This window comes from Aliidiomarina sedimenti, assembly GCF_003986955.1.
GTDB classification, from domain to species: domain Bacteria; phylum Pseudomonadota; class Gammaproteobacteria; order Enterobacterales; family Alteromonadaceae; genus Aliidiomarina; species Aliidiomarina sedimenti.
Window position 1 is genome coordinate 712,408 of sequence record NZ_PIPN01000001.1, and the last position, 26,191, is coordinate 738,598.

Below are 26,191 nucleotides of genomic sequence, written 5' to 3' on the forward strand. Positions count from 1 at the left end.
ACACTGAGTGAGTAGTAATCAGTACAACGGCTACCCGGGACAAGGGGAAATCAACACCCTGCTGGAGTTTATTAATCGACTCGGCAACGCATCCCGCGGCATCAGCGGCGACATTGACAAACACCTGGCGAAAATTAAAAGCCTGACCGACACCAACACGCTTAGCATCGACGCCCTGAAGCCGCATTTTGATGCGGTTATGCAAGCATTGCAGCGTGAACAGGCCCGGATCGAGCGCACCATGCGTGAGGTTCACCTGGGTTCTATCAGCGCACTGCGATACCTGCTTGACTATGAAAAGCTAGCGCCAGGCAGCAAAGAACAAACCGCAGATGTCCTGCAACGCCTGCAAGCGCCGTTACACAGCTACAGTGAACTGCTGCCGTTAATGCTCAATGTTATCGAGCGTTTTCAGGCTGAGTTGAGCACCAGCGTCCGCCCATTCGGTGAGAAACCAAACGCTGCGCACTATCAGGCCTTGCAAGGTGAGCTGACTAATTTACTCGCCACCATCGATTTCCGCAGCGCGGCCAGCAACACCTTGCAAAGCCTGCGCCAACGATTACTCCAGGTGCTCGATGGCGAGCAATTGTTAAATGCCTGCATGGACGCCTTGCGTCTTATTATTCAGGGGATTAACGAAGAGCGACAATCGGCACAACAGTTTTTACTCTCGCTTAGCGATGCCCTGTCGTCGGTTAATAAAGCACTGGCCCGGGCCGTCCAGACCCATGACGACACCAGTGAAGAACAGGCTCAACTGAGCCAGCAGCTGCAAGCCAGAGTACAAAACCTGGCGTCTTCAGTGAATAACGCTTCCAGCCTGCAAGAGCTAAAACATCAGGTGCAGGGGCATGTAAACGACATCAGCGAGTTACTGGTTAATAAGCTGACCATGGAGCAACGTGAGCGTCAGTCATTGCGTAATCAGCTCAGTACCATGCAGGCACGGCTGGAAGACGTTGAAAGCGAAGCACAAATGTACAAGCGCAAACTCAGCGAGCAAAAATTCAAAAGCCTGCAGGACAGTTTGACCCGGTTACCTAACCGGGCCGCATTTGAAGAACGCTTAGAGCTTGAGTATCAGCGCTGGCAAAGTTATGCTGCTCCGTTGGCCATTGCCATTGCTGACATTGATCATTTCAAGGTTATCAATGACACTTACGGCCATACCGCAGGCGATAAAACCCTGCAAGTGATCGCCAACATGCTTAAAAAATCGTTGCGCGATACAGATTTTGTCTGTCGTTACGGTGGTGAAGAGTTCGTCATTGTCTTCCCGCAAACGACAACCGAGGTTGCTTTTGAGCTGCTGGAAAAAGCCCGGCACCGGATTAAAAGTATCCCATTTAAATTTAAGAACACCAGTATCTCGATCACTATATCGGCTGGGGTCTCAAGCTTTGTCGCGCAGGACACCCCCGCGCGCGTTTTCGAACGAGCAGACCGCGCCCTTTATCTGGCCAAAAATGAGGGCCGTGATCGGGTTAGTCAACAATAGCCGCAGGAGAAACACGGCACGATGAGAATTTCGTTATCCCCACAAGGCAGTATGTCCTTGCTTTCGCAACTGGAAATTGAGCGCTTACAACAGTCTTCAAACAGTCCTTTATATACCCTTTTCCGCAACTGCGTATTAGCCGTACTCAATGTCGGCAGCCTGACTGACAATAGCGCGGATATCTTTGAACAGTACAAAGACTTCGAAGTCATCGTCTTACGCCGCGAACGGGGCGTTAAGCTTGAGCTGATCAACCCGCCGCCAAAAGCCTTTGTCGATGGTGAGCTGATTGTCGGTATTCGTGAGCATGTCGAAGCCGTATTACGTGACATTTTATATGTCGGTGAACGCTATCCGGCCGAAGTGCTTGAAGCGATGAACCCACAGCATCTGACGCATGTCATTTTCGATGTACTACGCAATGCACAAACCCTGAAGCAAATTGCAGCCCCTGATATGGTGGTCTGCTGGGGTGGTCATTCGATCAACGACACTGAGTACAAATACAGCAAAGAAGTCGGTTACCAGCTCGGACTGCGCGGTTTCAACATCTGCACCGGTTGCGGCCCGGGGGCGATGAAAGGGCCAATGAAAGGCGCCACTATTGGTCATGCAAAGCAACGCAACAGCGAAGGCCGCTACTTCGGTCTGACCGAGCCAGGCATCATTGCAGCTGAGCCACCGAACCCAATTGTCAATGAACTGGTTATCATGCCGGACATTGAGAAGCGTCTGGAAGCCTTCGTCCGCTGTGCGCATAGCATTATTATCTTCCCGGGTGGTGCTGGGACCGCCGAAGAACTGCTCTACCTGCTCGGCATTATGATGCACCCCAGAAATGCCGAACAGCAACTGCCGATAGTGCTTACCGGCCCGGAGAGCAGCCGCCAGTATTTTGAAGATATGGATCGTTTCATTCGGATGACCCTCGGCAAAGAAGCCACCGACTGGTATGAAATTATTATCAATGATCCAGAGCACGTTGCGCAGCACTTACAGACTGGTATGACTGCGGTTAAACGCTATCGCCGGGAAAGTGGCGACGCCTACAACTTTAACTGGACCCTGCACATCGAAGAGCCGTTCCAGCATCCGTTTGTGCCTACCCATGAAAACGTGGCAGCACTTAAATTGCACCGTGACGAGCCCAAAGAACAGCTGGCAGCAGATTTACGCCGGGCTTTTTCGGCGATTGTTGCAGGCAACGTCAAGGCACCTGGGGTTGCGGCTATCAAACAGTACGGTCCCTACATTATTAATGGCGAGCGCGAGCTGATGGCCGAGCTCGACACCCTGTTGCAGTCATTTGTGGAACAACACCGAATGAAACTGCCAGGTGGTACCGCCTATGAGCCGTGCTACCGGGTCGTGGTAAGCTGAGAAAGGTAAGTTAAAATGGGTAAAGCATTTAAAATTGTGCTGGCGGGCTTTACGATTTACTTGGTCATCGCCCTTGCTGTGTTGCAATTTTACACTGCCAACCCGGAAACCATGACCTGGCAGGAGCGTGAGGTGTTTAATCGTAAATACATCTCACGCCTTGAGCTTGGTGAAGGTAAAGACGGTGTGTTGCGGCTGTTAGGCCCGCCTGACATTAGTGAGGCCCATGAAACCGATGACGGGGACTTGCTGATTCTGTTTTACCGCACCCAGCATGTTCGTTCTGACGGTCAAACCACGCGGGATGAAACCACCCCGCTGCTATTCCGCAACGATGTTTTACTGGCCTGGGGAGAGTCGGCGTATACCCGCCACACAGGCTCTCCGTTGCGCTAGTCGCCGCTGGATTATTAGCTAAAGGATATAGCGGATGAGTACGAGCTAACTATGCAAGATGACACCATGACCTCCCGGTTACCGCCGTCACTGCGCAATTTGACCGGTGTTGATTACGCAGTCGCTCTGTTTGAGCACTGCGCCTGTCTGGTACCGCTGGCCAGCCCTTACAAACGCCAGCAAATACAGTGGCTAAAGCAGGGGCGCCAACAGCAACAGCTTAGTCACCTGGCTAAAGCCTGCCTGCTGATGGCAAAAAAAGCGGAACAGGGATTTCATCCGGAACAGGTCCTGGCCCGTCTTGCCCGGCATACTCAGTACCAGTTTGCCGCCGAATTTATCGCCCGTGCTTACCTCAACGACCAATACGGCGACGAGTATAGCGCTGCCTGTGAAGCCAGCGAGGATGAAGATGAGTTGCCGCCGCTACAACTTCCCTATTCCCTTACCGACGATGTAAAACCGATGCCGGCAAGCCTGGTTCGGGCGCTGATTAACTGGCCGCAAAAAGATGCATTATTTAAACAGGTCGTCGCCATGCTGGAGCAGCAAAGCGCATTAAGTCAGCTGCTTTGCCGCTACGCCACTGCGTATACCCCTCAGGGCCATGTGCTCGGTTTAAAACAGTCGTTACTGCTGACAGGCCCCCAGCGCAGCCGTGAACTGGTCTTATTAAGTCACTTCGAAAGCAGTCTTACCCGCCCCCAGTTTCCGTTGCGCAAGAGCCTGCTTACCCGTCGCCAGTTGATCACCCAAATGCTGTTCATGTTTGAAGAACAACAGCAGATTGAATTCCCCTGCCGGGTTGAATTGCTAAGCTGGCTGGTTGTCTACGATGCATGGCGCAATCCAGCCTGGACAGGCCACCGCCACTGGCGCCGTGACAGTGGTGCTAAACCCTGGCGGCTGCAACGCTGGCTGCGCTCGTCGCGAACCTATACACATCGTGTCGCAACGCGCTTATGCCAGTACTGGCAACTGCCATCTGCCCTGCCCGGACTGTTACTGACCGAAAAGCCAACGAATTCATTGCAGGCAGCGCTGGCACTCAGTATCGCCAGTGTTGAATGGCTCGAACTGTTAGCCGACCAGAGTTCACACCAGTCGTTAGTCAGAGAATTGCAACCGGCGCTGGCGCTATTGAACGGGTTCGACCACCATGATTACCATCAGCTTGTTCATCAGGCAGCCTGGGCCTGTGGTTACCATTGTCCGACAGGCCACCTGTAAAGCGTCTGCGCCCTCAGCCATGCGACCTTAGTCGAAGCAATCTGGTCAAATCAGTGCAAAATATGGTATAAATGGCGCCGTTGGTTCAACTTCTATCAATTTCCCCATGCGTCCTGATTGGGTGCCTGGCAGTAGTATATTTGACAAGGAACTCCCATGAGCAGAAAGATTACCGTAATTCCCGGCGATGGCATTGGTCCGGATATCATTGAATCAGCCACTCAGATCCTCGATAAAGTCGGTTGTGACTTCGAGTACGAGTATGCGGATGCGGGTTTAATCGCTCTGGAGAAACATGGGGAGCTGCTGCCTGAAAGTACCCTGGCAGCCATCGAGAATAACGGCATCACCCTGAAAGGCCCGTTAACCACACCAGTCGGTGGCGGTTTCACTTCCATTAACGTAACCCTGCGTAAGCACTTTGGCCTGTACGCCAACTTACGCCCGGTGAATTCGTTTAAAGGCACTCAGGCACGTTACGACAACGTCGATATCATCACTATTCGTGAAAATACCGAAGGGATGTACTCCGGGCTTGGCCAAACGACCAAAGAAGATGGCAGTGAAGCGGAAGCTATGAGCCGGGTAACCCGCTTAGGTTGTGAACGCATTGTCCGGTATGCCTACGAGCTGGCGCGCCGTGAAGGCCGCAAGAAAGTTACTGCGGTACACAAAGCAAACATTCTTAAGTCAACCTCTGGCCTGTTCCTCAGCGTAGCCCGTGAGATCGGCAAAGAATACGACGACATCGAATCCGACGAAATGATCGTCGATGCAACCTGCATGAAGCTGGTGATGGACCCGTCGCAGTTTGACGTTATCGTTACCACCAACCTGTTCGGCGACATCATTTCTGACCTTTGTGCTGGCCTGGTTGGCGGTTTGGGCATGGCCCCGGGCGCTAACATTGGTGAAAAGTGCGCAATTTTTGAAGCCGTGCACGGTTCAGCACCCGACATCGCGGGTCAAAACCTGGCCAACCCAAGCTCGGTCATTCTGGCTTCAATTCAAATGCTTGAGCATCTGGGAATGCAGGACAAAGCCGAGAAAATTCGTAACGCCCTGCGCGACGTCATTGAAAGCGGTGACCGCACCACCCGTGACCTTGGCGGCAGCCACGGCACCACCGAGTTTACCCAGGCCATTCTTGAGCGCCTGTAACAACCCAGCCAGCGCATAAACAAAACGATAAATTTAAAAAGGCATGCTTCGGCATGCCTTTTTTTATTGTCTTAAATACTGGTGACTTCGATTAGGTACGGCGCAGGTAGACGGTGATTTCTTCACGGTCGTGATAGAGGTGTTTTGCGCTAAGTTCATAATGACGCATGCCAGCTTCGGCGAAGCGATCACGAATCGCCTGCAGGTATTGCTGAACGGACGGATAACGTTTTTTCATCGGCAGTTTAAGGTTGAAGATTGCCTGGCGGCACTGTTCTTCAATAAACCAGTCCGCCATTAAGTGCGCCACTTTGACTGGTTTTTCCACCATATCGCAGACCAGCCACTCAACGTTGCGCCGCTTGGGGCGAAAAATGAAGCCATCTTCCCGACGGTGCTTAACCTGACCCGTTTGCATCAGGGCCTCGTCCATTGCGCCGTTATCAACCGCATCCACCATCATCCCGTGATAGACCAATACCGAGGTCCAGCCGCCCGGGCTAGCCCCCAGATCCACGGCTTTCATGCCGGAGCTGACGCGGCTGTCAAAATCACTTGCCGGGATCATAACCTTAAAGGCTTCGGCTAACTTGGCAGCCGAGCGACTCGGTGCGCCTTTCGGTGTGCGCACCCGTGCAATGCCCATCGGATACGGTGAGTGGTTGTAGGTATAAGCATAGCCAAGCATCGCCGAGTGGGTGCTGCGGAACAATACGTGCAACACCGGGCGGCGGTCACTGTCGCGCTCAGTCAAGCGACCAGCGTCACGCAAGGCTTTACGCAGCGGCGTACTGATACTTTTACATAACGCAGAGAGCGCTCGGCCTTCATTGGTGTCTGCTGTTTCTACCTGCAACTCACCGCATAACGGCAAGGTGTCTTCATCCAGGGCTTTCAGCGTAGCCAGCATGCCGCCAATGCGATCCTGTATCTCCAGTTCATTGCATTCGGCAACACGAACAAATAGCTGGCGGGCAAAAATTAGACTCCGTACCGCTATTTTTTTCGCAATGTGATCGGCTTCTTCCGCCATGCAGTGATAGGTTACCAGGCCACTGTCGGCCTGTGCTTTGCAGAAGCCGTAAATACCCAGCTCGCCTGCTTTTTCCTGAATTTCTGCGGCGCATTCGCCTTCAAATCCGGCGCGACAATATAATACAACAGCGCTCATAATTACCCTGAATTTGTAGCGCTACCGGCAACACGCCAGGCAGCGACGGCCAGCAATAGCCAGCCAATAATAAAACTTAATCCACCCAGCGGCGTCACCGGCCCAAGCCAGCGCGGCCCGCCTAAGCTTAACCAATACAGACTGCCACTGAATAACAGAATACCAATCAACCAGCTCACACCGACTGCGGTGCCCCAGTTACCAAGAGCCTGCTGACTAAGCCAGACGCCAAGCACCAATAAAGCAATTGCATGCATGAACTGGTAGTGAACTGCGGTCTTGAATACCTCAAGCGACCGTTCAGACAGGCTGGCTTGTAAGCCATGCGCTGCAAATGCACCAAGTGCAACGCTTAACGCGCCCAGTAAACCGGCCAAAACAATGAAAATCTGGCTCATGAATGCTCCTTAATAAAACGTGCGACCCGCTCCGCCACCTGCTGCCAACTCTCGTTGGCACTGATCCCGGTGGATTTATTCGGCACCAGGTCATGGTTGCCGCCAGCTACCCATTCTACCATGAGTTGCGCTGCTAACGACTGGCTTTCGACCCAGCTTTGTTTACCAAAGGGGTCCTTGCTACCGTGTATCACCAGGTTTTTCGCCGCACCATTAATCAGTTCATGGGTGCGGGTCTTATCCTGTTTACCTGGCGGATGAAACGGAAAGCCCAGACCAACGCAGCCTTTTACATTGAAGCCCGCCCGGTGCAGTGGATCATAGGACTGAAAAGCGACCCGTGCGCCCATCGACTTTCCCATCAACCATAGTGGTTTGCCTTGCGCAGTGCCGTTTGCGGCTTTGCTAACAACGTCCTGCATTGCTTGTTGCAACACATCCTGCTTATTCGGTGGTCGTTTCCGCCCTGTCTCGCGCACCTGAGTCCAGTAGGGAAATTCAAACCGCAGCACGGCCAGCCCCTGGTGCGCCAGCTTAGCTGCCATACTGTGCATAAACTCGCTCTGCGGACCAGCGCCGGCACCATGAGCGAAGACCAACACAATGGGATTGTCTTCCCCATCCCAGTGCATTTCACTACTTACCATGACTTTCCGCTTCTTCCTGCCCGACCACCTCCAGCAGCCAGTTGCGGAAGGTCGCAATTTTACCAATTTCAGCCTGTGACTCCCGGCATACCAGGTGGAAGGCATCGCTGGTAGGAAGCACTTCTTCAAACAGTTTTACCAGATGGCCACTGTCCAGCTCCGGCTTTGCCAGTACGCTGTTGGCCAGTGCAATGCCCTGACCATGAACTGCCGCTTTCAATGACAACGACGAATGGCTGAATACCGGACCACTGATCCGGCTTGGCACCTCAAGACCCACCATCGCGAACCAGTCGACCCAGGCATTACGGGTTTCTTCGTGCAACAGTGTATGTTTTAACAAGTCGTCAGCGGTTTTTATCGGCTTGGGGCCATCTAATAAGCGTGGCGAGCACACCGGAAGCAGGTATTCATCATGCAGTTTGTATGACTTAAGGCCCGGCCAGTGGCCACGGCCATAGTAAATAGCAATATCGACATTGTCGGTCAGCGACCCAGCAACTTCATCCACCGCTTTAATCCGCACATCAATATCCGGGAACTTGTCGTGAAACTCACTTAAGCGCGGCACCATCCACAAAATTGCGAAGCTGGGCGGCACACTGATAGTCAGAGAACCACGTTCACTGGACAACATCAGCTTATTGGTTGCCTGGGTAAGCTGCTCAAGGATGGACCGGATGTCCAGATAATAATTCTGCCCGGCTTCAGTCAGCAATAAACTGCGATTGCGGCGCAAAAAGAGCGGCATCGCAAGGTAATCTTCGAGGGCTTTTACCTGGTGGCTGACGGCCGCCTGAGTGACAAACAGTTCTTCCGCGGCTTTGGTGAAACTTAAATGCCGGGCGGCTGCTTCAAACGACTTCAACGCATTAAGTGGCGGTAATTTACGCATACAATACTGCTTAGCCTGAGGCGTTATTCAACACAGTAAAGGCGCTGGTATACAGGTATTAACACAAAACCAGTGCCGACTCCTGATCAGGATACAGAAAGTAATCCAGTTAGCAAAGTTATGTTAATCCGAAAATGTCGATTGCCGGGATTAAAAAAGGCGGCCGAAGCCGCCTTTACCCGTTAATTACAGGCATTGCTGGGGGATATTCACCACTAAAAATTTAAAGGCGAACACCACCATCAATTTCAATCACACGACCTGAGAAAAAGTCGTTTTCAATGATATAACGCGCTGAATCTGCCACTTCACTGGGCTGTCCCCAACGTTTAAGCGGTACCATTGCCAGCGCTCGTTCCACTGCCTCCGGCTTCATCGCCTGGGTCATCGGCGTTTCAATAAAGCCTGGCGCAATAGCACCACAACGAATACCAAAACGGCCCAGTTCACGAGCCCAGGTAACGGTCATGGCGACCACGCCTGCTTTAGTGGCAGAGTAGTTAGTCTGACCAATATTACCGGCGCGAGCAACACTCGATATATTGATGATCACCCCGCCCTGTTCGCGTTTAGCCATCACTGCAGCGGCTTCACGACCACACAAAAAGGTCCCGGTCAGGTTCACATCGATCACTGACTGCCATTGGCTCAATGGCATTTTATGAGTCACTTCACCATTTTTGTACTTAACCAGCATGCCATCGCGTAATACGCCGGCGTTATTGATCAGTACATTGATACCGCCAAAGTCCCTGTCTATCTGGGCAAAACCAGATTCGACAGCTTCTTCATCCGTCACGTTAATAATATAACTACGGACATCTTTGGCGCCCTGTTGCTGACAGGATTGAACCGCCTCAGACAAGGTATCATCATTCATATCGATCAGCGCCAGACGAGCGCCCTGGGCGGCAAAATGTTCCGCCATCGCCCGGCCTAACCCCTGGGCGCCCCCAGTGATAACAATCACACTGTTGTTAACTTGCATTATTAAGTCCTTCTTCTAGACGTCGCGCTTTGGTTCGAAATGATTAAAAATACTTGAGAAGTCTTTCTTACCAGAGCCGTCGCTGCTGTGTTCGCTGTAAAGTGATTGCACAAGTTTGCCAAGTGCGGTGACCGCCCCTGACTGCTCTGCGGTATCCATTGCCAGTCCCAGATCTTTCTTCATCAGGTCAACCTGGAAGCCACCCTGATAATTGTTACTGGAAGGCACACCTTCTAATACGTGCGGGCACGGATTATACACTTCCAGCGTCCAGTTACGACCTGAGCTTTGCAGCATAATTTCCGATAATACTTTCGGGTCGAGCCCATTGGCTTTACCCAGCTGCAAGGCTTCTGAGGTACCTGCCATGAGGATTGCCAGCAGCATGTTGTTGCAGATTTTAGCGACCTGGCCTGCACCATGTTCCCCGGCACGAAAGACATTTTTGCCCATCTGGCCAAGAACCGCCCGTGCTTCTTCAATATCGGCCTCATCGCCGCCACAGATAAAGGTTAAGGTGCCAGATTTTGCTCCGGCGGTACCGCCGGAAACGGGTGCATCGATAAAGCGTACACCCACTTTATTCAATTCAACTGCCAGCTCACGTGCGGTTGCTGCATCAATGGTACTGCTATCAATCACCAGCGCCGATTTCGGAATAGCACCTTTAATGCCCTGCTCTTCAAGGTAGAGACTACGCACATGCTTCGAGGCCGGTAGCATCGAAATCACAAACTCAACATCCGCTACTGCCTCTGCTGCCGATTTCGCCTGCTCAGCGCCCTCTGCCACAAGCGCTGCCACGGCATCGTCTGACAGGTCAAATACTTTGACCTTGTTACCTGCCTTAACCAGGTTAGCCGCCATTGGGCCACCCATGTTACCGAGACCAATAAATCCGATTGTTGCCATAATTCGTTACTCCTTTGCCAGATCTTTGAGTGGATGCGCATCGTCACCCCATGGTGACATAAACATTGCATCCACCGCCTCTGCCGGAACCTCTGCTACCGACGGGTAGCTCCACTTAGGCTGATTGTCTTTATCTATTAATAGTGCCCGAATACCTTCCGCGAAATCACCTTTCACCGCGCAGTTAACCGATAGTGTCAGCTCAAGCTGAAAACATTCAGCCAGACTCAGCTTGGCGCCGTGTTGGAGCTGATTCCAAACTAAATGAGCGGTCATCGGACAGCCGTTACGCAATGAACCCTGGGCGCGGGTTAACCACTTATCGTCGCTTTCAATGGCGAGAATATTGCTCACAACCTGGTCAATGCTATCGCCATTCAGCGCTTGCCCGATGCTATCGAGCTGCCCCTTCACTGCGCCCCGCGGTAACAGATCCGTATGCTGTTGCTGCAGTTCACTCAGGGTATCAGTCAGTTTTTGCTTGTTAAGACTTTCGGTATCGCCCCAGCTTATTTCCTGCAGGCTCTCCAGTAGCACTTCTTTTTCAGCAAAAGGCACAAAATGATCAGCCAGTTTCAAGAACAATGCGTCACTGGCATTCATTGACGCACCGGTCAGGCCCATAAACAGACCCAGTTTGTCCGGCATCCGGTTGAGGAAATAGGTGCCGCCAACATCCGGGTACAACCCAATGGTGACTTCGGGCATCGCCATGCGCGTGCTTTCGGTGACAATCCGATGCGATGCACCGTTCATCAGCCCCATACCGCCGCCCATCACGATCCCGTGGCCCCATACAATAAAAGGCTTGGGGAAGGTCTGGATTAAATAATCAAGCTGATACTCGCGGGTAAAGAAGTCTTCAACCTCACTCACCACCTGACCTGGCCGGTCCTGCATTGCCTGGTACATGGCGACAATGTCACCACCGGCGCAAAAGGCTTTTTCGCCCGCCCCTTCAAGCCAGACACAAGCGACACTGGGGTCGTCACGCCACTCTTTTAATTTAGGTTCAAGTAATTCCACCATAGGTAAACTCAGAGCGTTCAACGAACGCTCTGAGTTTAAGGTGGCAATTGCGATGGTTTTGCCATTCGCCGCCGGGCGAGTGGAAAAAGTTACTACATCCATGCGTGCCTCCTTAGACTGGCTTACACAAGTTCGCTGGCACCATCCGCTAACAAGCGGCGCGCGATAATGATGCGCATGATTTCATTGGTACCTTCGAGGATCTGATGCACCCGCACATCTCGTACGTGGCGTTCCAGCGGGTATTCACGGATATACCCGTAACCACCATGGATTTGCAGTGCTTCATCACACACTTTAAAGCCAACATCGGTGGCAAAGCGCTTCGCCATGGCACAGTAAGTCGTCTTGTCACTGTCGTTACTGTCCACTTTAAAGGCCGCCAGACGGACCATCTGACGCGCTGCAACCAGCTCCGTGGCCATGTCAGCCAGTTTGAACTGCAACGCCTGGAAAGCCGCCAACGGCTTGCCAAACTGACTCCGTTCGTGCATGTAATCACGGGCGGTATTCAACGCCGCCTGCGCAGTCCCGACCGAGCATACTGCAATGTTGATACGACCACCGTCCAGACCCATCATCGCGAACTTAAAGCCTTCGCCTTCTTCACCAAGCAGGTTTTTGACCGGCACCCGCACGTTTTCAAAGGTAACCAAACGCGTTGGCTGCGCGTTCCAGCCCATTTTCTGTTCGGCTTTACCATAATGAATACCTTCAGCATCCGCTGGTACGACAATGGCTGAGATACCACTGGCACCCTCACCACCGGTCCGCGCCATCACCACCAGCACATCCGTTTCACCGGCACCGGAGATAAACATTTTGGAGCCATTAAGAACGTACTCATCGCCGTCTTTCTTTGCACTGGTACGCAGGCTGGCCGCATCCGAGCCGGCACCTGGTTCCGTCAGGCAGTAAGAGCCCAGCTTTTGTCCCGCAACAAGATCATCAACCCACTCTTCAATAACCTCTGGCTTAGCGAACGAGCCGATCATCCAGGTCACCATATTATGGATCGTCATCATTGCTGTGGTTGCGGTGCAGCCCATCGCCAACTGCTCGAAAATCAGTGCACTGTCAAGACGGCTCATGCCAAAACCACCGGCACTTTCCGGGGTGTACATGCCCATAAAGCCCATTTCACCGGCTTTACGAAAAACGTCGATTGGGAAGTGATGCTCTTCATCCCAGCGCGCCGCGTTCGGCGCCAGTTCTTTTTCAGCAAAGGCGCGCGCTGTATCAACAAACGCCTGCTGGTCGTCAGTTAAATTATAATTCACGTCAACTCCTCGGCTTACTTAAGATCAATGGTCATGTTCGGGCCGCTGACAAGGTCAGTCTCGGGCCAGCGAGCAGTAATTGTCTTGGTTTCGCTGTAGAAACGTACCGCTTGTTTGCCATAGGCATGTAAGTCGCCGAAGAATGAGTTCTTCCAGCCAGTAAACGAGAAAAATGGCAGTGGCACTGGAATTGGCACGTTAATACCAACCTGACCTACTTCGACTTCGTGCTGATATTTACGTGCTGCCGCGCCACTGGCGGTAAAGATTGAGGTGCCGTTGCCGTAAGGGTTCGCATTCACCAGGGCAATGGCTTCCTGCAGGCTGTCCGCTTCCATACCACATAGAACCGGGCCGAAAATCTCCTGTTTATAGATTTCCATGTCAGCAGTTACTTTACCGAAGAAGGTAGGGCCGACCCAGTTTCCGTCGGGGAAGCCTTCAACTGTGCATTCAGAGCCATCGACCAGGCATTCTGCGCCTTCGTCTTTACCCTGCTGAATCATTTTAAGTACCCGCTCTTTGGCTTGTGGGCTAATGACCGGCCCATAAGCCGCATCTTTATCGTCCCAGGCACCCGGGCGAACTTTGGCCAGTGCTTCGGCAAGTTCTGGAATCCACTCTTTCGCTTTACCGACAAACACCGCACAGGAGATCGCCATGCAACGCTGACCAGCGGCACCAACTGAGGCCCCAACGAGGTTATTAAGCACTTGCTGCTTGTTCGCATCCGGCATGATTACACAATGGTTTTTCGCCCCGGCAAACGCCTGCACACGCTTCATGTTCTCGGTACCACGACGGTAAATATACTGACCAACGGGGACCGAACCGACAAACGAAAGTGCCCGTATATCCGGGTGATCGAGCAGCATATCGACCTGATCTTTGCCACCATGAATCATCTGCAACACACCTTTTGGCGCGCCCGCTTGTTCAAACAGTTCAACCAGACGGGTTGGTGTCAGCGGGTCCTGTTCCGATGGTTTCAAAATAAAGGTGTTACCGCAGGCAATAGAAAGCGGGAACATCCACAGTGGGATCATCGCCGGGAAGTTAAACGGGGTAATACCTGCACAGACACCGAGCGGTTGGGTGTAGCTGTATGTATCGATTCCCCGCGCGACGTTTTCAACGGTTTCACCCATTAACAATGACGGCACATTCGCTGCGTGTTCGACCACTTCGATACCACGCCAGACGTCCCCTTTGGCATCATCAAAAGTTTTCCCGGTTTCGCTGGCCAGAATGGTCGCAATTTCGTCATGGTGTTCTTTTAATAAGGCCTGATACCGCATCATGACACGGGCACGCTCAGAAACAGGGGTTTCTTTCCACTCTTCAAATACCGCCTTTGCATTGGCAATAGCCGCATTTACTTCGTCTTTCGTTGCACAAGGTACCTGCGCGATCACTTCCTGGGTCGCCGGGTTGGTTACCGGGATCATATCGGTACTGGCCGAATCTACGAATTCGCCGCCAATGTACAGTTGAACTTGCTTAGCCATAATCTACCTGCTCGTTGTCAATGGTATGTTATTTAGTGTGCCTTGCATTAAAGCAGAGGCGGTTACACTTTAGAATCGATAAAATTGCCTTTATAATGGACAAAATTGTCACCGCTGGTGTTTTATGAGTCAACCCTCTCGCTGGCCTTTGCCCGCAGGCAGTTCACGGTTACTGCTGCCACAGACAACAATTGACCGTTTGCATGCGCATCCGTTCAGTCGCCAACTCTATCCAATCGCTTATGGACATTATTTGCATGCGGTCGGTCACCGTGTACGCCGTTCTGTGCACACCGACCACCTGCTTATATTCTGTCATCAAGGCAGCGGACGCTACCAGACTGAACACCAGAGCGGTACCCTGGAAGCCGGTCAGGTGCTGTTTTTAAAACGTGGGCAGGCTCATTCTTACCAGGCTGATAAGCATACCCCCTGGAGTATTTACTGGGCGCATTTTGCGGGTGAACAGGTTGAGCAATATATGGATTTTGTCGGCGTCAATCGCGATGACCAACCACCGGTCATCACGCTGTCCAACTGGCGTGCCCTGCTTCCGGACGTCACCCAGCTACTTAACCTGCAGCACCAGCGACTGAATCTGGAACGGGCGTTGCTAGCCGCTAAACTACTACAGAAACTGATTGTTCAGTTACCCAGTTTACGGCGCCTGGAACAACCACAAGGCGCAAATTTCACCATCACCACCCTGGAACGCTTCATGCACGACAACAGCCATCGTGCACTGGAGCTAAAGGATTTTGCCCATTTCAGTGGCCTTTCTACCTTCCATTTCAGTAAAAAATTTCGCCAGCTGACCGGAACCAGTCCGCTCCGTTACTTTAATCAGTTGAAAGTACGCGAAGCCCAGCGCATGCTACTGGATAGTAATCATAGTATCCGCCAGATCGGACAAACACTCGGCTTTGACGACGCTTACTATTTCTCCCGTTTGTTTAAAAAAATGACCGGGGTGTCGCCATTGGCATACCGACGCCAGCATACCCATCAACCCGCAGACAGCGGAGAATAGCCATGGCCGCTAACCAACTGGAACTTTTTCATCTACCCAACCCTTGCATCGGCGTCTGCGAGAGTAACAGTAAAGGCTACTGCAAAGGCTGTCTGCGTTCGCGCAGTGAACGTTTTAACTGGCATCAGAAAAGTGAGCAGGAACAGCGGCTGATTCTGAATAAACTAACCCAGCGCCGCGCCCGGCTTCGGCAACAGATGCATAAAGCGTCCCCGCAAGACGACCAGAGCCGCGTTCAGCAAATCGATTTATTTGACAAGGACCTCTAACCACTATGCTCACCCTATCACTGGTAACTCTGCTTTGGGCATTTAGTTTCTCCCTTATCGGGGTTTATCTATCCGCCGATGTTGATGCTTATATTGCTGTTTTTATTCGAATGTTATTGGCATTCTTACTTTTACTTCCCTTTTTAAAAACCAGCTACATTACCAAACGAAAAGCTATTTCATTGACATTTCTAGGTGCCATTCAAATTGGCATCATGTACATACTTTTGTACCATGCATTTAATTACATCAGTATCGCCGAGGTTCTTCTATTTACTGTTTTCACCCCCTTATATATCACCCTTACCGATGAGCTTCTGATAAATAAAAAGGCGTTACCCTGGCAATGGTGGGGGGCTGCTCTGCTTGCTGTTTGCGGTGCTGCAATTATTCGCTACGAAAACATAAGTGAAGGATTTATTTACGGTTTCCTCTTAATTCAAGGGGCCAATATTTGTTTTGCCCTGGGTCAGGTTGGCTACAAACGCTTGCCTTTAGGTAACCCCAAAGAACAACGTCAGGTGTATGCGTTGTTCTTCCTTGGTGCTTTATTGGTTAGCGCTATTGCTGCACTGCTATTTGCCGATTGGTCGCGGTCTCCGCAAACTACCATGCAATGGGGTGTCCTCCTCTGGCTCGGACTGGTTGCGTCTGGCGTAGGTTATCTGGCATGGAGCATTGCCAGCAAACAGGTAAATACGGGTCAACTGGCAACCATGAACAATGTACTAATTCCGGCTGGTTTATTAATTAACTTTATTTTTTGGGGATCTGACATTAATTGGATTAAGCTTTTCCTCGGTGGTATTATTATCGGGCTAGGTGTGCTCCTTGCGGGTAGTAGAGTTAGGCTTATTAGTAAAGCATAAAGCCTTTAATTTACGGTAAATTTTCAAAATAAAAGGGGTCACCAGTTTGGGCGACCCCTTTTATTTACATAAGTTCCTCGACAGAAAACCTCTCAAATATAAGTACGTAAAAAACAAGAAAAAACAGCAAGTAAAAATAATGCAAACAAATTTTTATTTCTAATTAACTGGTCTATGATTATTTCAGCACCGGGGTAGAACGATGCCTTCAAATATTTAGTTCGGAAATAAAGCATAAGGAAAAGACCAATGCGTACTTGTTTTGTAAAAACCACCGCCGTTTCAGCTGCTGTATTAATGGGGTTAATTAGTACCGCTGCTTTAAGTCAGTCTCAAAGCGACGAACATACCTACTTTGGTGTGCGTCTGGGACTCATGAATTCGGACAGTGACCGCTTCATTAATATTGATGATGTCGGCTTTGATTACGACGATGGCTTCAGCCACCTTGGTTACGGCCTGCAATTAGGTCATCGCTTCGGCAACGGCTGGGAAATCCGCTCCTACTATGATCGCCTTAACACGGATGTAGTGGGTGCTTCAGACGACAACGGCCATAGCTATGGTGTCGATGGTCTGTATAATTTCCGTAACGGTATTTACCTGGGCCTTGGTGCCAACCACACCAGCTTTAACGATGCCAGTGACCGCTTCCTTCGCGGTACACTTGGTTATTCGTTGCCCATCGGTGAACGCTGGAACGCCCGGGTTGAATATGCCTACCAATCGGCCAGCGACTTTGATGACCAGTACCTAGGCCTGTCAATGAACTATGCTTTCGGTTTCCGCTCTGCTGAGCGCACTGAGCCACGTCCGGCACAACCGGCCCCGGCTCAGGAAACCAGTCGTGATTCAGACCGTGATGGTGTCCCTGATAATCGTGATCAGTGCCCTAACACACCTCGTGGCCATGTAGTTGACGACGAAGGCTGTAGCGTGATGGTCGAGCAGAATATTCGTCACGAGCTGATTGTTAACTTCGAGTTTGATTCCGCCGATGTACGTAGCCGCTTCTACGGTGATATCGAAGAATTAGGCGCCTTAATGCGCGACCACGAAGATGTCAGCATTGAAATTGGTGGTCACGCTGATTTAATTGGTCCTGACGACTACAACCAGGACTTATCTGAGCGCCGTGCTGAGGCTGTCAAACAGGTCCTGGTGGAACGTTTTGATATCAGTGCAGACCGCATTTCAACCCGTGGTTACGGCAAACGCCGTCCGGTAGTAGATGAAATAAGCCTGGAAGCGAACCCACGCAACCGTCGCATTGAAGCGACCTTATCGACTACAGAGGAAGTACCGCTGACTGAAGAAATGCAACGCCGCGGTTACTAATCCCGCACTCTTCATAGCGAAACTAAGATTGTAAAAGCGAGGCTACGGCCTCGCTTTTTTTATCTGGGTTACTATGCTAGCATTTTTGAAATATCTTTATATATCAATAACTTAGTATCTATCTACTATAACAAAAGGTACATCAAGATGCGAAATAGACCCCTCTTTCTAGTAATAACTGTTGCTACATCAATAGCTTCGGTCCTGCTGACCTTTTCCCCACCTGCCTATTCAGCCGTTGAAGCTGGTACTTTTGGCGGAGTCAGATTAGGTGTGTTTAAACCCAGCGCAGACAGGTTCATCCTGCGCAATGGGGAATCTTATGAGTATCGCGATGAATTCGGCAATATGGCGTACGGTCTGCAATTTGGGCATACCTTTGCCAACCAGTGGCAACTGCGCAGTTACTATGACCGTCTTAATCTGAATGTTCGCGCCGGCGAAAGCGACGGTCAATTCGAGGCAAGAGGCCATAGTTATGGAGTGGATCTTATCTATCAAAGCCAGCACGGCTTGTACGCGGGACTTGGTATCAATAGTACCCGCAGCAATAAGCAAAAGGATGCCCTGCCACGCGCTACGCTCGGCTATCGGATGGACTTAAAAGATCGCTTCTTTACGACCCTTGAATACAACGTTCAACACGACAGCGACTTCACCGACCAGCAAATTAGCTGGACCCTGAACTACCATCTGGGTCGCGATGCACGGCAGCAGATGCTTCCGCGTGAATTCAGAGAGCGTCGTGCCAGACGTGCGCAGTCGTCAGGTGGAAATCCATCTCCACCACAATAAATAACCGCTACTAAATCCGGATTAGATAACTTCAACGGTCAGTGCAACGGCCTCACCACCACCAATACAAAGTGAGGCCAGTCCACGACGTTTATTTTGCTGTTTTAATGCATGCAGTAAGGTAACCAGAATACGCGCACCGCTGGCACCAATTGGATGCCCCAGGGCACAGGCACCGCCATTAACGTTGACTTTGCTGTCATCCAGCTGCATTTCCTTAATTGCCAGCATAGTGACCATGGCAAACGCTTCGTTAATTTCCCACAGATCGATGTCATCTTTTGTCCAGCCCGCTTTTTCCAGCGCCGCTTCCATCGCTCCTACCGGCGCTATAGTGAACTCTGATGGTTTGCGGGCAAAAGTCGCATGGCTGGCAATCCGGGCGAGCGGTTGCAGACCGCGCTTTTCTGCTTCATCAGCTCGCATCAGCACCAAGGCCGCTGCGCCGTCTGAAATCGAGCTGGAATTCGCCGCTGTCACCGTACCGTCTTTGGCAAACGCGGGACGTAGCTGAGGTATTTTATCCAGTCGTGCCTTGCCTGGTTGCTCATCAATAGCAACTGTCACATCGCCTTTGCGCGTGCTGTAGGTGACCGCTTCAACTTCAGCTTCAAAAGCACCCTCTTCAATTGCTTTTTGAGCACGCTGCAATGAACGGATTGCAAAGTCATCCATTTGCTCCCGGCTAAAGCCATAGTCATCCGCAGTCGATTGCGCAAAACAGCCCATCGCTTTGTTGTCATACGCATCTTCAAGGCCGTCAAACATCATATGATCGAGCATTTTTGCATGACCCATACGGTAGCCCTGGCGGGCCTGCGGTAATACATAGGGGGCATTCGACATACTTTCCATACCACCGGCAACCATCACATTCGCGCTACCTGCTTTAAGCAGATCGTGGGCAAACATGACCGTCTTTAAGCCTGAACCACAGACTTTGTTTACTGTGGTTGCACCCGCTGATAATGGCAATCCGGCAGCCAGGGCTGCCTGTCGCGCCGGGGCCTGACCTAACGCTGCAGGCAAAACACAGCCCATAAATACTTCATCTACGTCGCTGCCTTCAATTCCAGCACGGGAAACCGCTGATTTAATAGCCGTCGCACCCAGCTCGGTTGCTTTGACCGGCGCTAGTTCGCCTTGAAAACCACCCATCGGGGTGCGCACCGCAGATACAATTACGATATCGTCAGACTTCACAGTAAACCTCCAGATACAGCCACCCGCTTGTGTATGTCAGGTGACACTTTACGTTAACGTCAACTTCCCTTAAGCTTATCTCCCGATAAGGCTTAATTGCAAGTAGAAACGCTGGTAAACGACTATGAGCATAACCAACAAAACCACGACTCCGGCACGCACCTTTAGTATTGGCGAACTTGCCCGGGAATTCGATATAACGACCCGCAGTATTCGTTTTTATGAGGATCAGGGGTTATTAGCGCCTAGCCGTCAGGGACAAACCCGCATCTATGGGGTCAAAGATAAGGTTCGGCTGAAACTTATTCTACGCGGTAAGCGGCTCGGTTTCACCCTGGCCGAAACCCGCCGTTTGTTTGAACTCTATGACCGTGACCAAAGTAGCGAGAACCAGCTTGCCACTATGCTTGAGCTAATCGATGACAAGAAGCTAACGCTGCAGCAGCAACTCGAAGACATTAATGTGTTGCTGCATGAATTAAAGACCGTAGAGCAACGTTGCCGGGCTGAACTCAACAGCATGCAAGGCTCTATTCAAAACAAAGATGATTCGGACCAGGTTGCCTGATTACCTGTTCTTATTCGCTAATTTAGCTATCCGATGAAGTACGAGGAACCCTTATGATCTCTCAATTCACCACTTTAAACTTCGACCTTGGCGAAACTGCTGACATGCTACGTGAGCACGTCAACGCGTTCGCGCGGGAAGAAATTGCACCACGCGCCGCTCAAATCGATGAAGAGAATGTTTTTCCTCAAGAGCTCTGGCCTAAGCTGGGCGACATGGGGTTGCTTGGTATTACCGTCGAAGAAGAATTTGGTGGCTCAGGCATGGGCTACCTCGAACATGTGGTCGCGATGGAAGAAATCAGCCGTGCTTCAGCGTCTGTTGGTCTTAGCTTTGGTGCCCACTCTAATCTGTGCGTAAACCAGATCCGCCGTAACGGTAATCAGGCGCAGAAAGAGAAGTACCTGCCTAAACTGGTCACCGGTGAGCATGTTGGCGCGTTAGCAATGAGTGAGCCCAACGCCGGTTCAGACGTGGTGAGCATGAAGCTGCGGGCGAAAGAAGACGGCGATCATTATATCCTTAACGGCAATAAAATGTGGATCACCAATGGTCCTGAAGCCAGCGTCTATGTTATTTACGCAAAAACCGATGTAGATGCCGGTTCACGTGGCATTACAGCCTTTATTGTTGAGCGGGACACCCCTGGCTTTAGCCAGGCGCAAAAGCTGGACAAACTTGGCATGCGTGGTTCGAATACCTGTGAACTGGTGTTTGAAGACGTGCGCATCCCGAAAGAAAATATTCTCGGCGAACTGAACCGAGGCGTCGAAGTACTGATGTCCGGCCTGGATTATGAGCGTGTGGTACTGGCAGCAGGCCCACTGGGAATCATGCAGGCCTGTCTTGACGTGGTTGTGCCCTATGTTCATGAGCGTACCCAGTTCGGCAAATCAATTGGTGAATTCCAACTGGTACAGGGCAAAGTAGCCGACATGTACACCCGCATGAACGCGGCCCGTGCCTATGTTTACACCGTAGCTAAAGCCTGTGACCGTGGTGAAACTACGCGCAAAGACGCCGCAGCGGTTATTCTTTATGCGGCAGAACTGGCCACACAAATGGCGCTGGATGCAATTCAGCTGCTTGGTGGCAACGGCTATATTAACGAGTACCCAACCGGGCGTTTATTGCGCGATGCAAAACTCTATGAGATCGGTGCCGGTACCTCCGAGATCCGTCGGATGCTAATCGGTCGTGAGTTGTTCACAGAATCTAAGTAAGGAGAGCTCAGCGTGACAGTGCTAACTAGCAAAGTTAATGTTCGTGATGAGAATTTCCAGGCCAACCATCAGGCCATGGCAGACCTGGTCAGCGAGCTAAACAGTAAAGTCGAACAAATTAAGCTCGGTGGCGGTGAAGCCTTGCAGGAGCGTCATAAGTCGCGTGGTAAGTTGCTTGCCCGTGACCGTATTGAGCGCTTGCTCGACCCTGGTTCGCCGTTTCTTGAAATCGGTCAGTTCGCGGCCTGGGAGGTCTACGAAGACTATGTTCCGGCGGCGGGCGTGGTTGCTGGCGTCGGTCAGGTCGAAGGCGTACAGTGCATGATCGTCGCCAACGACGCGACCGTTAAGGGCGGCACCTATTACCCATTGACCGTCAAAAAACATCTGCGAGCTCAGGAAATTGCTGAGCGCTGCCACCTGCCCTGCATTTATCTGGTGGATTCCGGTGGCGCTAACCTGCCACGTCAGGACGAAGTATTCCCGGACCGTGATCATTTCGGCCGGATCTTCTTCAATCAGGCCACCATGTCTGCCAAAGGCATTCCACAAATCGCTGTCGTCATGGGTTTATGCACCGCTGGCGGTGCCTATGTGCCAGCAATGGCCGATGAAAGCATTATCGTCAAAGAGCAAGGCACCATTTTCCTCGCCGGGCCCCCATTGGTTAAAGCGGCGACGGGTGAAGAAGTCAGTGCTGAGGAGCTTGGCGGTGCCGATGTTCACACCCGTATTTCAGGGGTTGCCGACCACTTTGCGGTCAGTGACGAGCATGCACTTGATCTGGCACGTCGTTCAGTTTCCCGCCTTAATCACAAGTTGCCAGAGCAACCAGTGATTAATGACGTCAAAGCCCCCCGCTACGCCGCCGACGAAATTTACGGCATTGTCGGTACCGATCTGCGTAAACCCTACGATGTTCGTGAAGTGATTGCGCGGGTGGTAGACGACTCGGACTTTGATGAGTTTAAACAGAACTACGGCAACACGCTGGTTACCGGTTTTGCCCGCATTCACGGCTACCCGGTCGGTATCGTTGCCAACAACGGTATTCTGTTCTCGGAATCAGCGCAAAAAGGCGCGCACTTTATCGAACTCTGTGCCCAGCGCAAGATCCCACTGGTCTTTTTGCAGAACATCACCGGTTTTATGGTCGGCAAAAAATACGAAGCCGAAGGGATCGCCAAACACGGTGCCAAAATGGTCATGGCCGTCAGCTGCGCTAAAGTTCCTAAATTTACCGTTCTTATCGGTGGCAGCTACGGTGCAGGTAACTACGGCATGTGTGGCCGCGCCTATGACCCAACCATGATGTTCATGTGGCCTAATGCCCGAATCTCGGTGATGGGCGGCGAACAGGCCGCTGGTGTAATGGCCACCGTCACCCGTGACGGCATGGAGCGCAAAGGCAAGAGCTGGAGCGATGCCGAGGAAGCTGAGTTTAAGAAGCCCATCGTCGAGCAGTATGAACAACAGGGTCACCCCTACTACGCGTCAGGCCGCTTGTGGGACGATGGTATTATCGACCCGGCGCAAACCCGTACCGTGCTTGGCTTAAGTATCGCCGCATCACTCAATGCACCGATTGAAGACACACGCTTTGGCGTGTTCCGCATGTAGGAGATGCTATGACTGACACCGTACTTTTCCATATAGACGCACAACAGGTTGCCTGGCTGACGCTGAATAAGCCGGAAGTTCATAATGCGTTTGATGATCAGATTATCGCTCAGTTGCTTGCCCATTTACGCGATATCGAAGGCAACACCAGCGTGCGGGCCTTAGTGCTTAACTCCAATGGCAAGAATTTTAGCGCGGGTGCTGACCTTGGCTGGATGCGTTCGATGGCCGCCAAAAACCGTGAGCAAAATGTTGCTGATGCGGGCGAACTTGGCCAGCTTATGTATGAGCTGGATAACCTGCGGGTGCCAACCATTGCTTTGGTTCAGGGCGCAGCCTTTGGCGGCGCGGTTGGTCTGGCAGCATGCTGCGATATGGTGCTGGCCAACCCGGGCAGCTCATTTTGCCTCAGTGAAGTTAAAATCGGCTTGATTCCAGCGGTTATCTGCCCCTACGTGATCCGTAATATGGGTGCGCGGGCTGCCCGCCGTTATGTGTTAACGGCAGAACGCTTTTTCGCCGCCGACGCCATGCGCCACGGGCTGGTCACCGAAGTCACCGACGACCCCTTAACGGAGGCTGTTAAACCTCTGCTGCAGGCGATAGTTAACAATGGTCCGGCTGCAGTTGCAGCGGCCAAACGGCTGCTGCTTGATATTCATCAGCGCCCTATTAATGAAGACGTTGTGCGCACCACGGTTGAACGCATCGCTGATATCCGCGTTTCTGACGAAGGTCAGGAAGGGTTATCAGCGTTCCTGGAAAAACGCAAAGCTGGCTGGCTCACCAACTAACGGTTGTTGTTATGTTTAATAAAATTCTGATTGCAAACCGCGGCGAAATTGCCTGCCGTGTTATTCGAACTGCTCAGCGTATGGGCATTCAATGTGTCGCCGTGTACTCAGACGCAGATCGCCATGCTGAGCATGTGCAAATGGCCGATGAAGCCTATTACATTGGTGCATCACCCAGTAGTGAATCTTATCTGGTGATGGAGAAAATTATCGATGCCGCTAACCGCAGTGGCGCTCAGGCTATTCACCCGGGCTATGGTTTTTTATCCGAAAACGAAGCCTTTGCTGACCTCTGTGCCAGCAATGACATTGCTTTTGTCGGACCGCCAGCAAGTGCAATTGCGGCGATGGGCTCGAAAAGCGCGGCTAAATCCATTATGGATGAAGCAGGCGTGCCGCTGGTGCCGGGCTATCATGGCAGCGAACAGGCTGAAGATAAGCTACGCGAAGAAGCCGAGCGTATTGGTTACCCGGTGCTGTTAAAAGCGGCCTATGGTGGCGGCGGTAAAGGCATGCGTGAAGTACACAAGGCGAGTCAGTTCAGCGACGCGCTGGCATCCGCGAAGCGTGAAGCCAATGCATCCTTTGGTAACGATAAAATGCTGGTGGAAAAGTTTATCGTCCAGCCACGTCACGTTGAGATCCAGGTTTTCTGTGACGAGCATGGTAACGCCGTATACCTCGCTGAACGAGACTGTTCGGTGCAACGGCGCCATCAGAAAGTGCTGGAAGAGGCCCCTGCCCCGGCACTCGGTGAAGAAACCCGTGCCGCTATGGGGGACGCTGCAGTGCGAGCCGCCCAGGCCATCGATTACCGCGGTGCTGGTACTGTCGAGTTCCTGCTCGATGCCAACAACGATTTCTTCTTTATGGAAATGAACACCCGCCTGCAGGTTGAGCACCCGGTCACCGAAATGATCACCGGCCAGGACTTAGTCGAATGGCAGCTGATTGTCGCCAGCGGTGGCGTATTGCCACTCAGTCAGGATCAGGTCACCCTGCACGGGCATGCATTTGAAGCACGTATCTATGCCGAAGACCCACAGCAGGATTTTCTGCCAAGTACCGGCCGCATTGAGTATTTACGCACACCGGCCGAAGACCGCCATGTACGTATCGATTCAGGCGTGCGCCAGGGCGACGAGGTTAGTCCTTACTACGACCCCATGATCGCCAAACTGATTGTCTGGGATGAAGATCGTGACCGCGCTTTGCTCCGTTTACAACGGGCGTTACGTGAATATCATCTGGTTGGCCCGACTACCAATGTTGACTACCTGCACCGGTTAGCCAGCCATAAAGACTTTGTTCGTGCCAATCTCAGTACTCAGTTCATTGAGCAGCACGGTGATGCCCTATTAAAACCGGCAAAAGGGCTTGAGAGCAGCCTTGCGCACGCCTGCATAGGCGCCGCCATAGCGCTCCATCAACGCCCTGCCGGGTCCGCAAACCCATGGCAGGCTGGCAGCGCCTGGCGCCTCAACCAGCCAGCGCTGCAGCACATTGAACTGGTCTATGACGATGAACTGTTGCGCCTTGAAGTAGCCAGTAACGGCGATACTTTCATGGTTAAAACCGGCGAACAGACTGTTGAGCTGCACGCCCGCTTAAGTGGCGAACGCCTTGAAGTCACGCATCAGGACCACCAGTTTACCCTCAAGGTAGCTTTGGGTGAACGCCATTACACCCTGTTCTCAAGCCACGGCCGGGTTAATTATCAGCTGGTCGATAAAGACAGCGCATTCGGACTGGAAGAAGATGCAGGCACCCTGACCGCGCCGATGAATGGCACTATTGTCAGCGTCAACGTCGAGGTCGGCGATAAAGTCGAGAAAGATCAGCCGCTGGTGGTGATGGAAGCGATGAAAATGGAATACACCATCAAAGCCACTGTCGATGGGACCGTTGAGCAGGTATTTTTCCAGGCCGGTGAACTGGTCAGCGACGGTGCTGAACTTATCGCGCTGGCTGCTGATGAATAAATAA

At 51.9% G+C, this 26,191-nt stretch carries 25 protein-coding genes; 15 read left to right on the forward strand and 10 right to left on the reverse strand.

Features of this window, described 5'->3' with window-relative positions:
- Positions 1-7 precede the first annotated feature (7 nt).
- The 5 genes from CWE12_RS03425 (at position 8) to CWE12_RS03445 (ending at position 5,668) form a co-directional block, all read left to right on the forward strand.
- Complete coding sequence (locus CWE12_RS03425) at positions 8-1,501, forward strand: GGDEF domain-containing protein (RefSeq protein WP_126788255.1); 1,494 nt, start codon at positions 8-10, stop codon at positions 1,499-1,501.
- 21 nt (positions 1,502-1,522) lie between these two features.
- Complete coding sequence (gene ppnN / locus CWE12_RS03430; RefSeq protein ID WP_126788256.1) at positions 1,523-2,881, forward strand: nucleotide 5'-monophosphate nucleosidase PpnN; 1,359 nt, start codon at positions 1,523-1,525, stop codon at positions 2,879-2,881.
- A 15-nt stretch (positions 2,882-2,896) separates the two neighbouring features.
- Complete coding sequence (locus tag CWE12_RS03435) at positions 2,897-3,277, forward strand: DUF3192 domain-containing protein (protein WP_126788257.1); 381 nt, start codon at positions 2,897-2,899, stop codon at positions 3,275-3,277.
- A gap of 51 nt (positions 3,278-3,328) precedes the next feature.
- Positions 3,329-4,507 (forward strand): hypothetical protein, encoded by a 1,179-nt coding sequence (locus tag CWE12_RS03440; protein ID WP_126788258.1) that lies wholly within the window; start codon positions 3,329-3,331, stop codon positions 4,505-4,507.
- A 156-nt stretch (positions 4,508-4,663) separates the two neighbouring features.
- Entirely contained in the window at positions 4,664-5,668 is a 1,005-nt protein-coding gene (locus CWE12_RS03445) for an isocitrate dehydrogenase (protein ID WP_126788259.1), read from the forward strand.
- A gap of 91 nt (positions 5,669-5,759) precedes the next feature.
- On the opposite strand, the gene rlmM is transcribed toward CWE12_RS03445, so the two are convergent.
- The 9 genes from rlmM to CWE12_RS03490 all read right to left on the reverse strand — a co-directional run bounded on the left by rlmM (position 5,760) and on the right by CWE12_RS03490 (position 14,496).
- On the reverse strand, positions 5,760-6,839 hold the full coding sequence (gene rlmM, locus CWE12_RS03450; protein ID WP_126788260.1) for a 23S rRNA (cytidine(2498)-2'-O)-methyltransferase RlmM: 1,080 nt from the start codon (positions 6,837-6,839) through the stop codon (positions 5,760-5,762).
- Positions 6,840-6,841: 2 nt separating this feature from the next.
- Entirely contained in the window at positions 6,842-7,237 is a 396-nt protein-coding gene (locus CWE12_RS03455) for a DUF423 domain-containing protein (RefSeq protein ID WP_126788261.1), read from the reverse strand.
- On the reverse strand, positions 7,234-7,884 hold the full coding sequence (locus tag CWE12_RS03460; RefSeq protein ID WP_126788262.1) for an alpha/beta family hydrolase: 651 nt from the start codon (positions 7,882-7,884) through the stop codon (positions 7,234-7,236). The genes CWE12_RS03455 and CWE12_RS03460 overlap by 4 nt, the downstream gene beginning before the upstream one ends.
- Entirely contained in the window at positions 7,874-8,779 is a 906-nt protein-coding gene (locus CWE12_RS03465) for a transcriptional regulator GcvA (RefSeq protein ID WP_126788263.1), read from the reverse strand. Before CWE12_RS03465 ends, CWE12_RS03460 begins: the two co-directional genes overlap by 11 nt.
- 223 nt (positions 8,780-9,002) lie before the next feature.
- Positions 9,003-9,767 carry an SDR family oxidoreductase gene (locus CWE12_RS03470; RefSeq protein ID WP_126788264.1) on the reverse strand — a complete coding sequence of 255 codons (765 nt, stop codon included), beginning with the start codon at positions 9,765-9,767 and terminating at the stop codon, positions 9,003-9,005.
- A 15-nt stretch (positions 9,768-9,782) separates the two neighbouring features.
- Positions 9,783-10,679 (reverse strand): 3-hydroxyisobutyrate dehydrogenase, encoded by an 897-nt coding sequence (gene mmsB / locus CWE12_RS03475; RefSeq protein ID WP_126788265.1) that lies wholly within the window; start codon positions 10,677-10,679, stop codon positions 9,783-9,785.
- 6 nt (positions 10,680-10,685) lie between these two features.
- A complete protein-coding gene (locus tag CWE12_RS03480; RefSeq protein WP_126788266.1) occupies positions 10,686-11,810 on the reverse strand; it encodes an enoyl-CoA hydratase/isomerase family protein in 1,125 nt (374 codons plus the stop codon).
- Positions 11,811-11,830: 20 nt separating this feature from the next.
- Complete coding sequence (locus CWE12_RS03485; protein WP_126788267.1) at positions 11,831-12,988, reverse strand: acyl-CoA dehydrogenase family protein; 1,158 nt, start codon at positions 12,986-12,988, stop codon at positions 11,831-11,833.
- Positions 12,989-13,002: 14 nt separating this feature from the next.
- Positions 13,003-14,496 (reverse strand): CoA-acylating methylmalonate-semialdehyde dehydrogenase, encoded by a 1,494-nt coding sequence (locus tag CWE12_RS03490; RefSeq protein ID WP_126788268.1) that lies wholly within the window; start codon positions 14,494-14,496, stop codon positions 13,003-13,005.
- Positions 14,497-14,620: 124 nt separating this feature from the next.
- Between CWE12_RS03490 and CWE12_RS03495 the strand changes: the two genes are divergently transcribed.
- The 5 genes from CWE12_RS03495 to CWE12_RS03515 all read left to right on the forward strand — a co-directional run bounded on the left by CWE12_RS03495 (position 14,621) and on the right by CWE12_RS03515 (position 18,797).
- Positions 14,621-15,526 carry an AraC family transcriptional regulator gene (locus CWE12_RS03495; protein ID WP_126788269.1) on the forward strand — a complete coding sequence of 302 codons (906 nt, stop codon included), beginning with the start codon at positions 14,621-14,623 and terminating at the stop codon, positions 15,524-15,526.
- A gap of 2 nt (positions 15,527-15,528) precedes the next feature.
- Positions 15,529-15,795, forward strand: coding sequence for a DUF1289 domain-containing protein (locus CWE12_RS03500; protein WP_126788270.1), 267 nt, complete (start codon positions 15,529-15,531; stop codon positions 15,793-15,795).
- Between the two features lie 5 nt (positions 15,796-15,800).
- Positions 15,801-16,664 carry an EamA family transporter gene (locus CWE12_RS03505; protein WP_126788271.1) on the forward strand — a complete coding sequence of 288 codons (864 nt, stop codon included), beginning with the start codon at positions 15,801-15,803 and terminating at the stop codon, positions 16,662-16,664.
- A 249-nt stretch (positions 16,665-16,913) separates the two neighbouring features.
- A complete protein-coding gene (locus CWE12_RS03510; protein ID WP_126788272.1) occupies positions 16,914-18,002 on the forward strand; it encodes an OmpA family protein in 1,089 nt (362 codons plus the stop codon).
- 273 nt (positions 18,003-18,275) lie between these two features.
- The gene (locus tag CWE12_RS03515; RefSeq protein WP_126788273.1) at positions 18,276-18,797 is read left to right on the forward strand and encodes a hypothetical protein; all 522 of its coding nucleotides are present in this window, start codon (positions 18,276-18,278) and stop codon (positions 18,795-18,797) included.
- A 21-nt stretch (positions 18,798-18,818) separates the two neighbouring features.
- Here CWE12_RS03515 and CWE12_RS03520 read toward each other — a convergent pair whose 3' ends face one another.
- Positions 18,819-20,000 (reverse strand): thiolase family protein, encoded by a 1,182-nt coding sequence (locus CWE12_RS03520; RefSeq protein ID WP_126788274.1) that lies wholly within the window; start codon positions 19,998-20,000, stop codon positions 18,819-18,821.
- A 124-nt stretch (positions 20,001-20,124) separates the two neighbouring features.
- On the opposite strand from CWE12_RS03520, the gene CWE12_RS03525 reads away from it, so the two are divergent.
- Genes CWE12_RS03525 through CWE12_RS03545 form a run of 5 tightly spaced genes read left to right on the forward strand, consistent with a single transcriptional unit; the run spans position 20,125 to position 26,187 of the window.
- Positions 20,125-20,568 (forward strand): MerR family transcriptional regulator, encoded by a 444-nt coding sequence (locus CWE12_RS03525; RefSeq protein WP_126788275.1) that lies wholly within the window; start codon positions 20,125-20,127, stop codon positions 20,566-20,568.
- 53 nt (positions 20,569-20,621) lie between these two features.
- Entirely contained in the window at positions 20,622-21,791 is a 1,170-nt protein-coding gene (locus tag CWE12_RS03530; protein ID WP_126788276.1) for an isovaleryl-CoA dehydrogenase, read from the forward strand.
- A gap of 12 nt (positions 21,792-21,803) precedes the next feature.
- Positions 21,804-23,411, forward strand: coding sequence for a carboxyl transferase domain-containing protein (locus tag CWE12_RS03535; RefSeq protein ID WP_126788277.1), 1,608 nt, complete (start codon positions 21,804-21,806; stop codon positions 23,409-23,411).
- Between the two features lie 8 nt (positions 23,412-23,419).
- Positions 23,420-24,205, forward strand: coding sequence for an enoyl-CoA hydratase-related protein (locus CWE12_RS03540; RefSeq protein ID WP_126788278.1), 786 nt, complete (start codon positions 23,420-23,422; stop codon positions 24,203-24,205).
- An 11-nt stretch (positions 24,206-24,216) separates the two neighbouring features.
- Positions 24,217-26,187: an acetyl/propionyl/methylcrotonyl-CoA carboxylase subunit alpha gene (locus tag CWE12_RS03545; RefSeq protein ID WP_126788279.1), complete on the forward strand. Its 1,971-nt coding sequence runs from the start codon at positions 24,217-24,219 to the stop codon at positions 26,185-26,187.
- Positions 26,188-26,191: the final 4 nt, after the last annotated feature.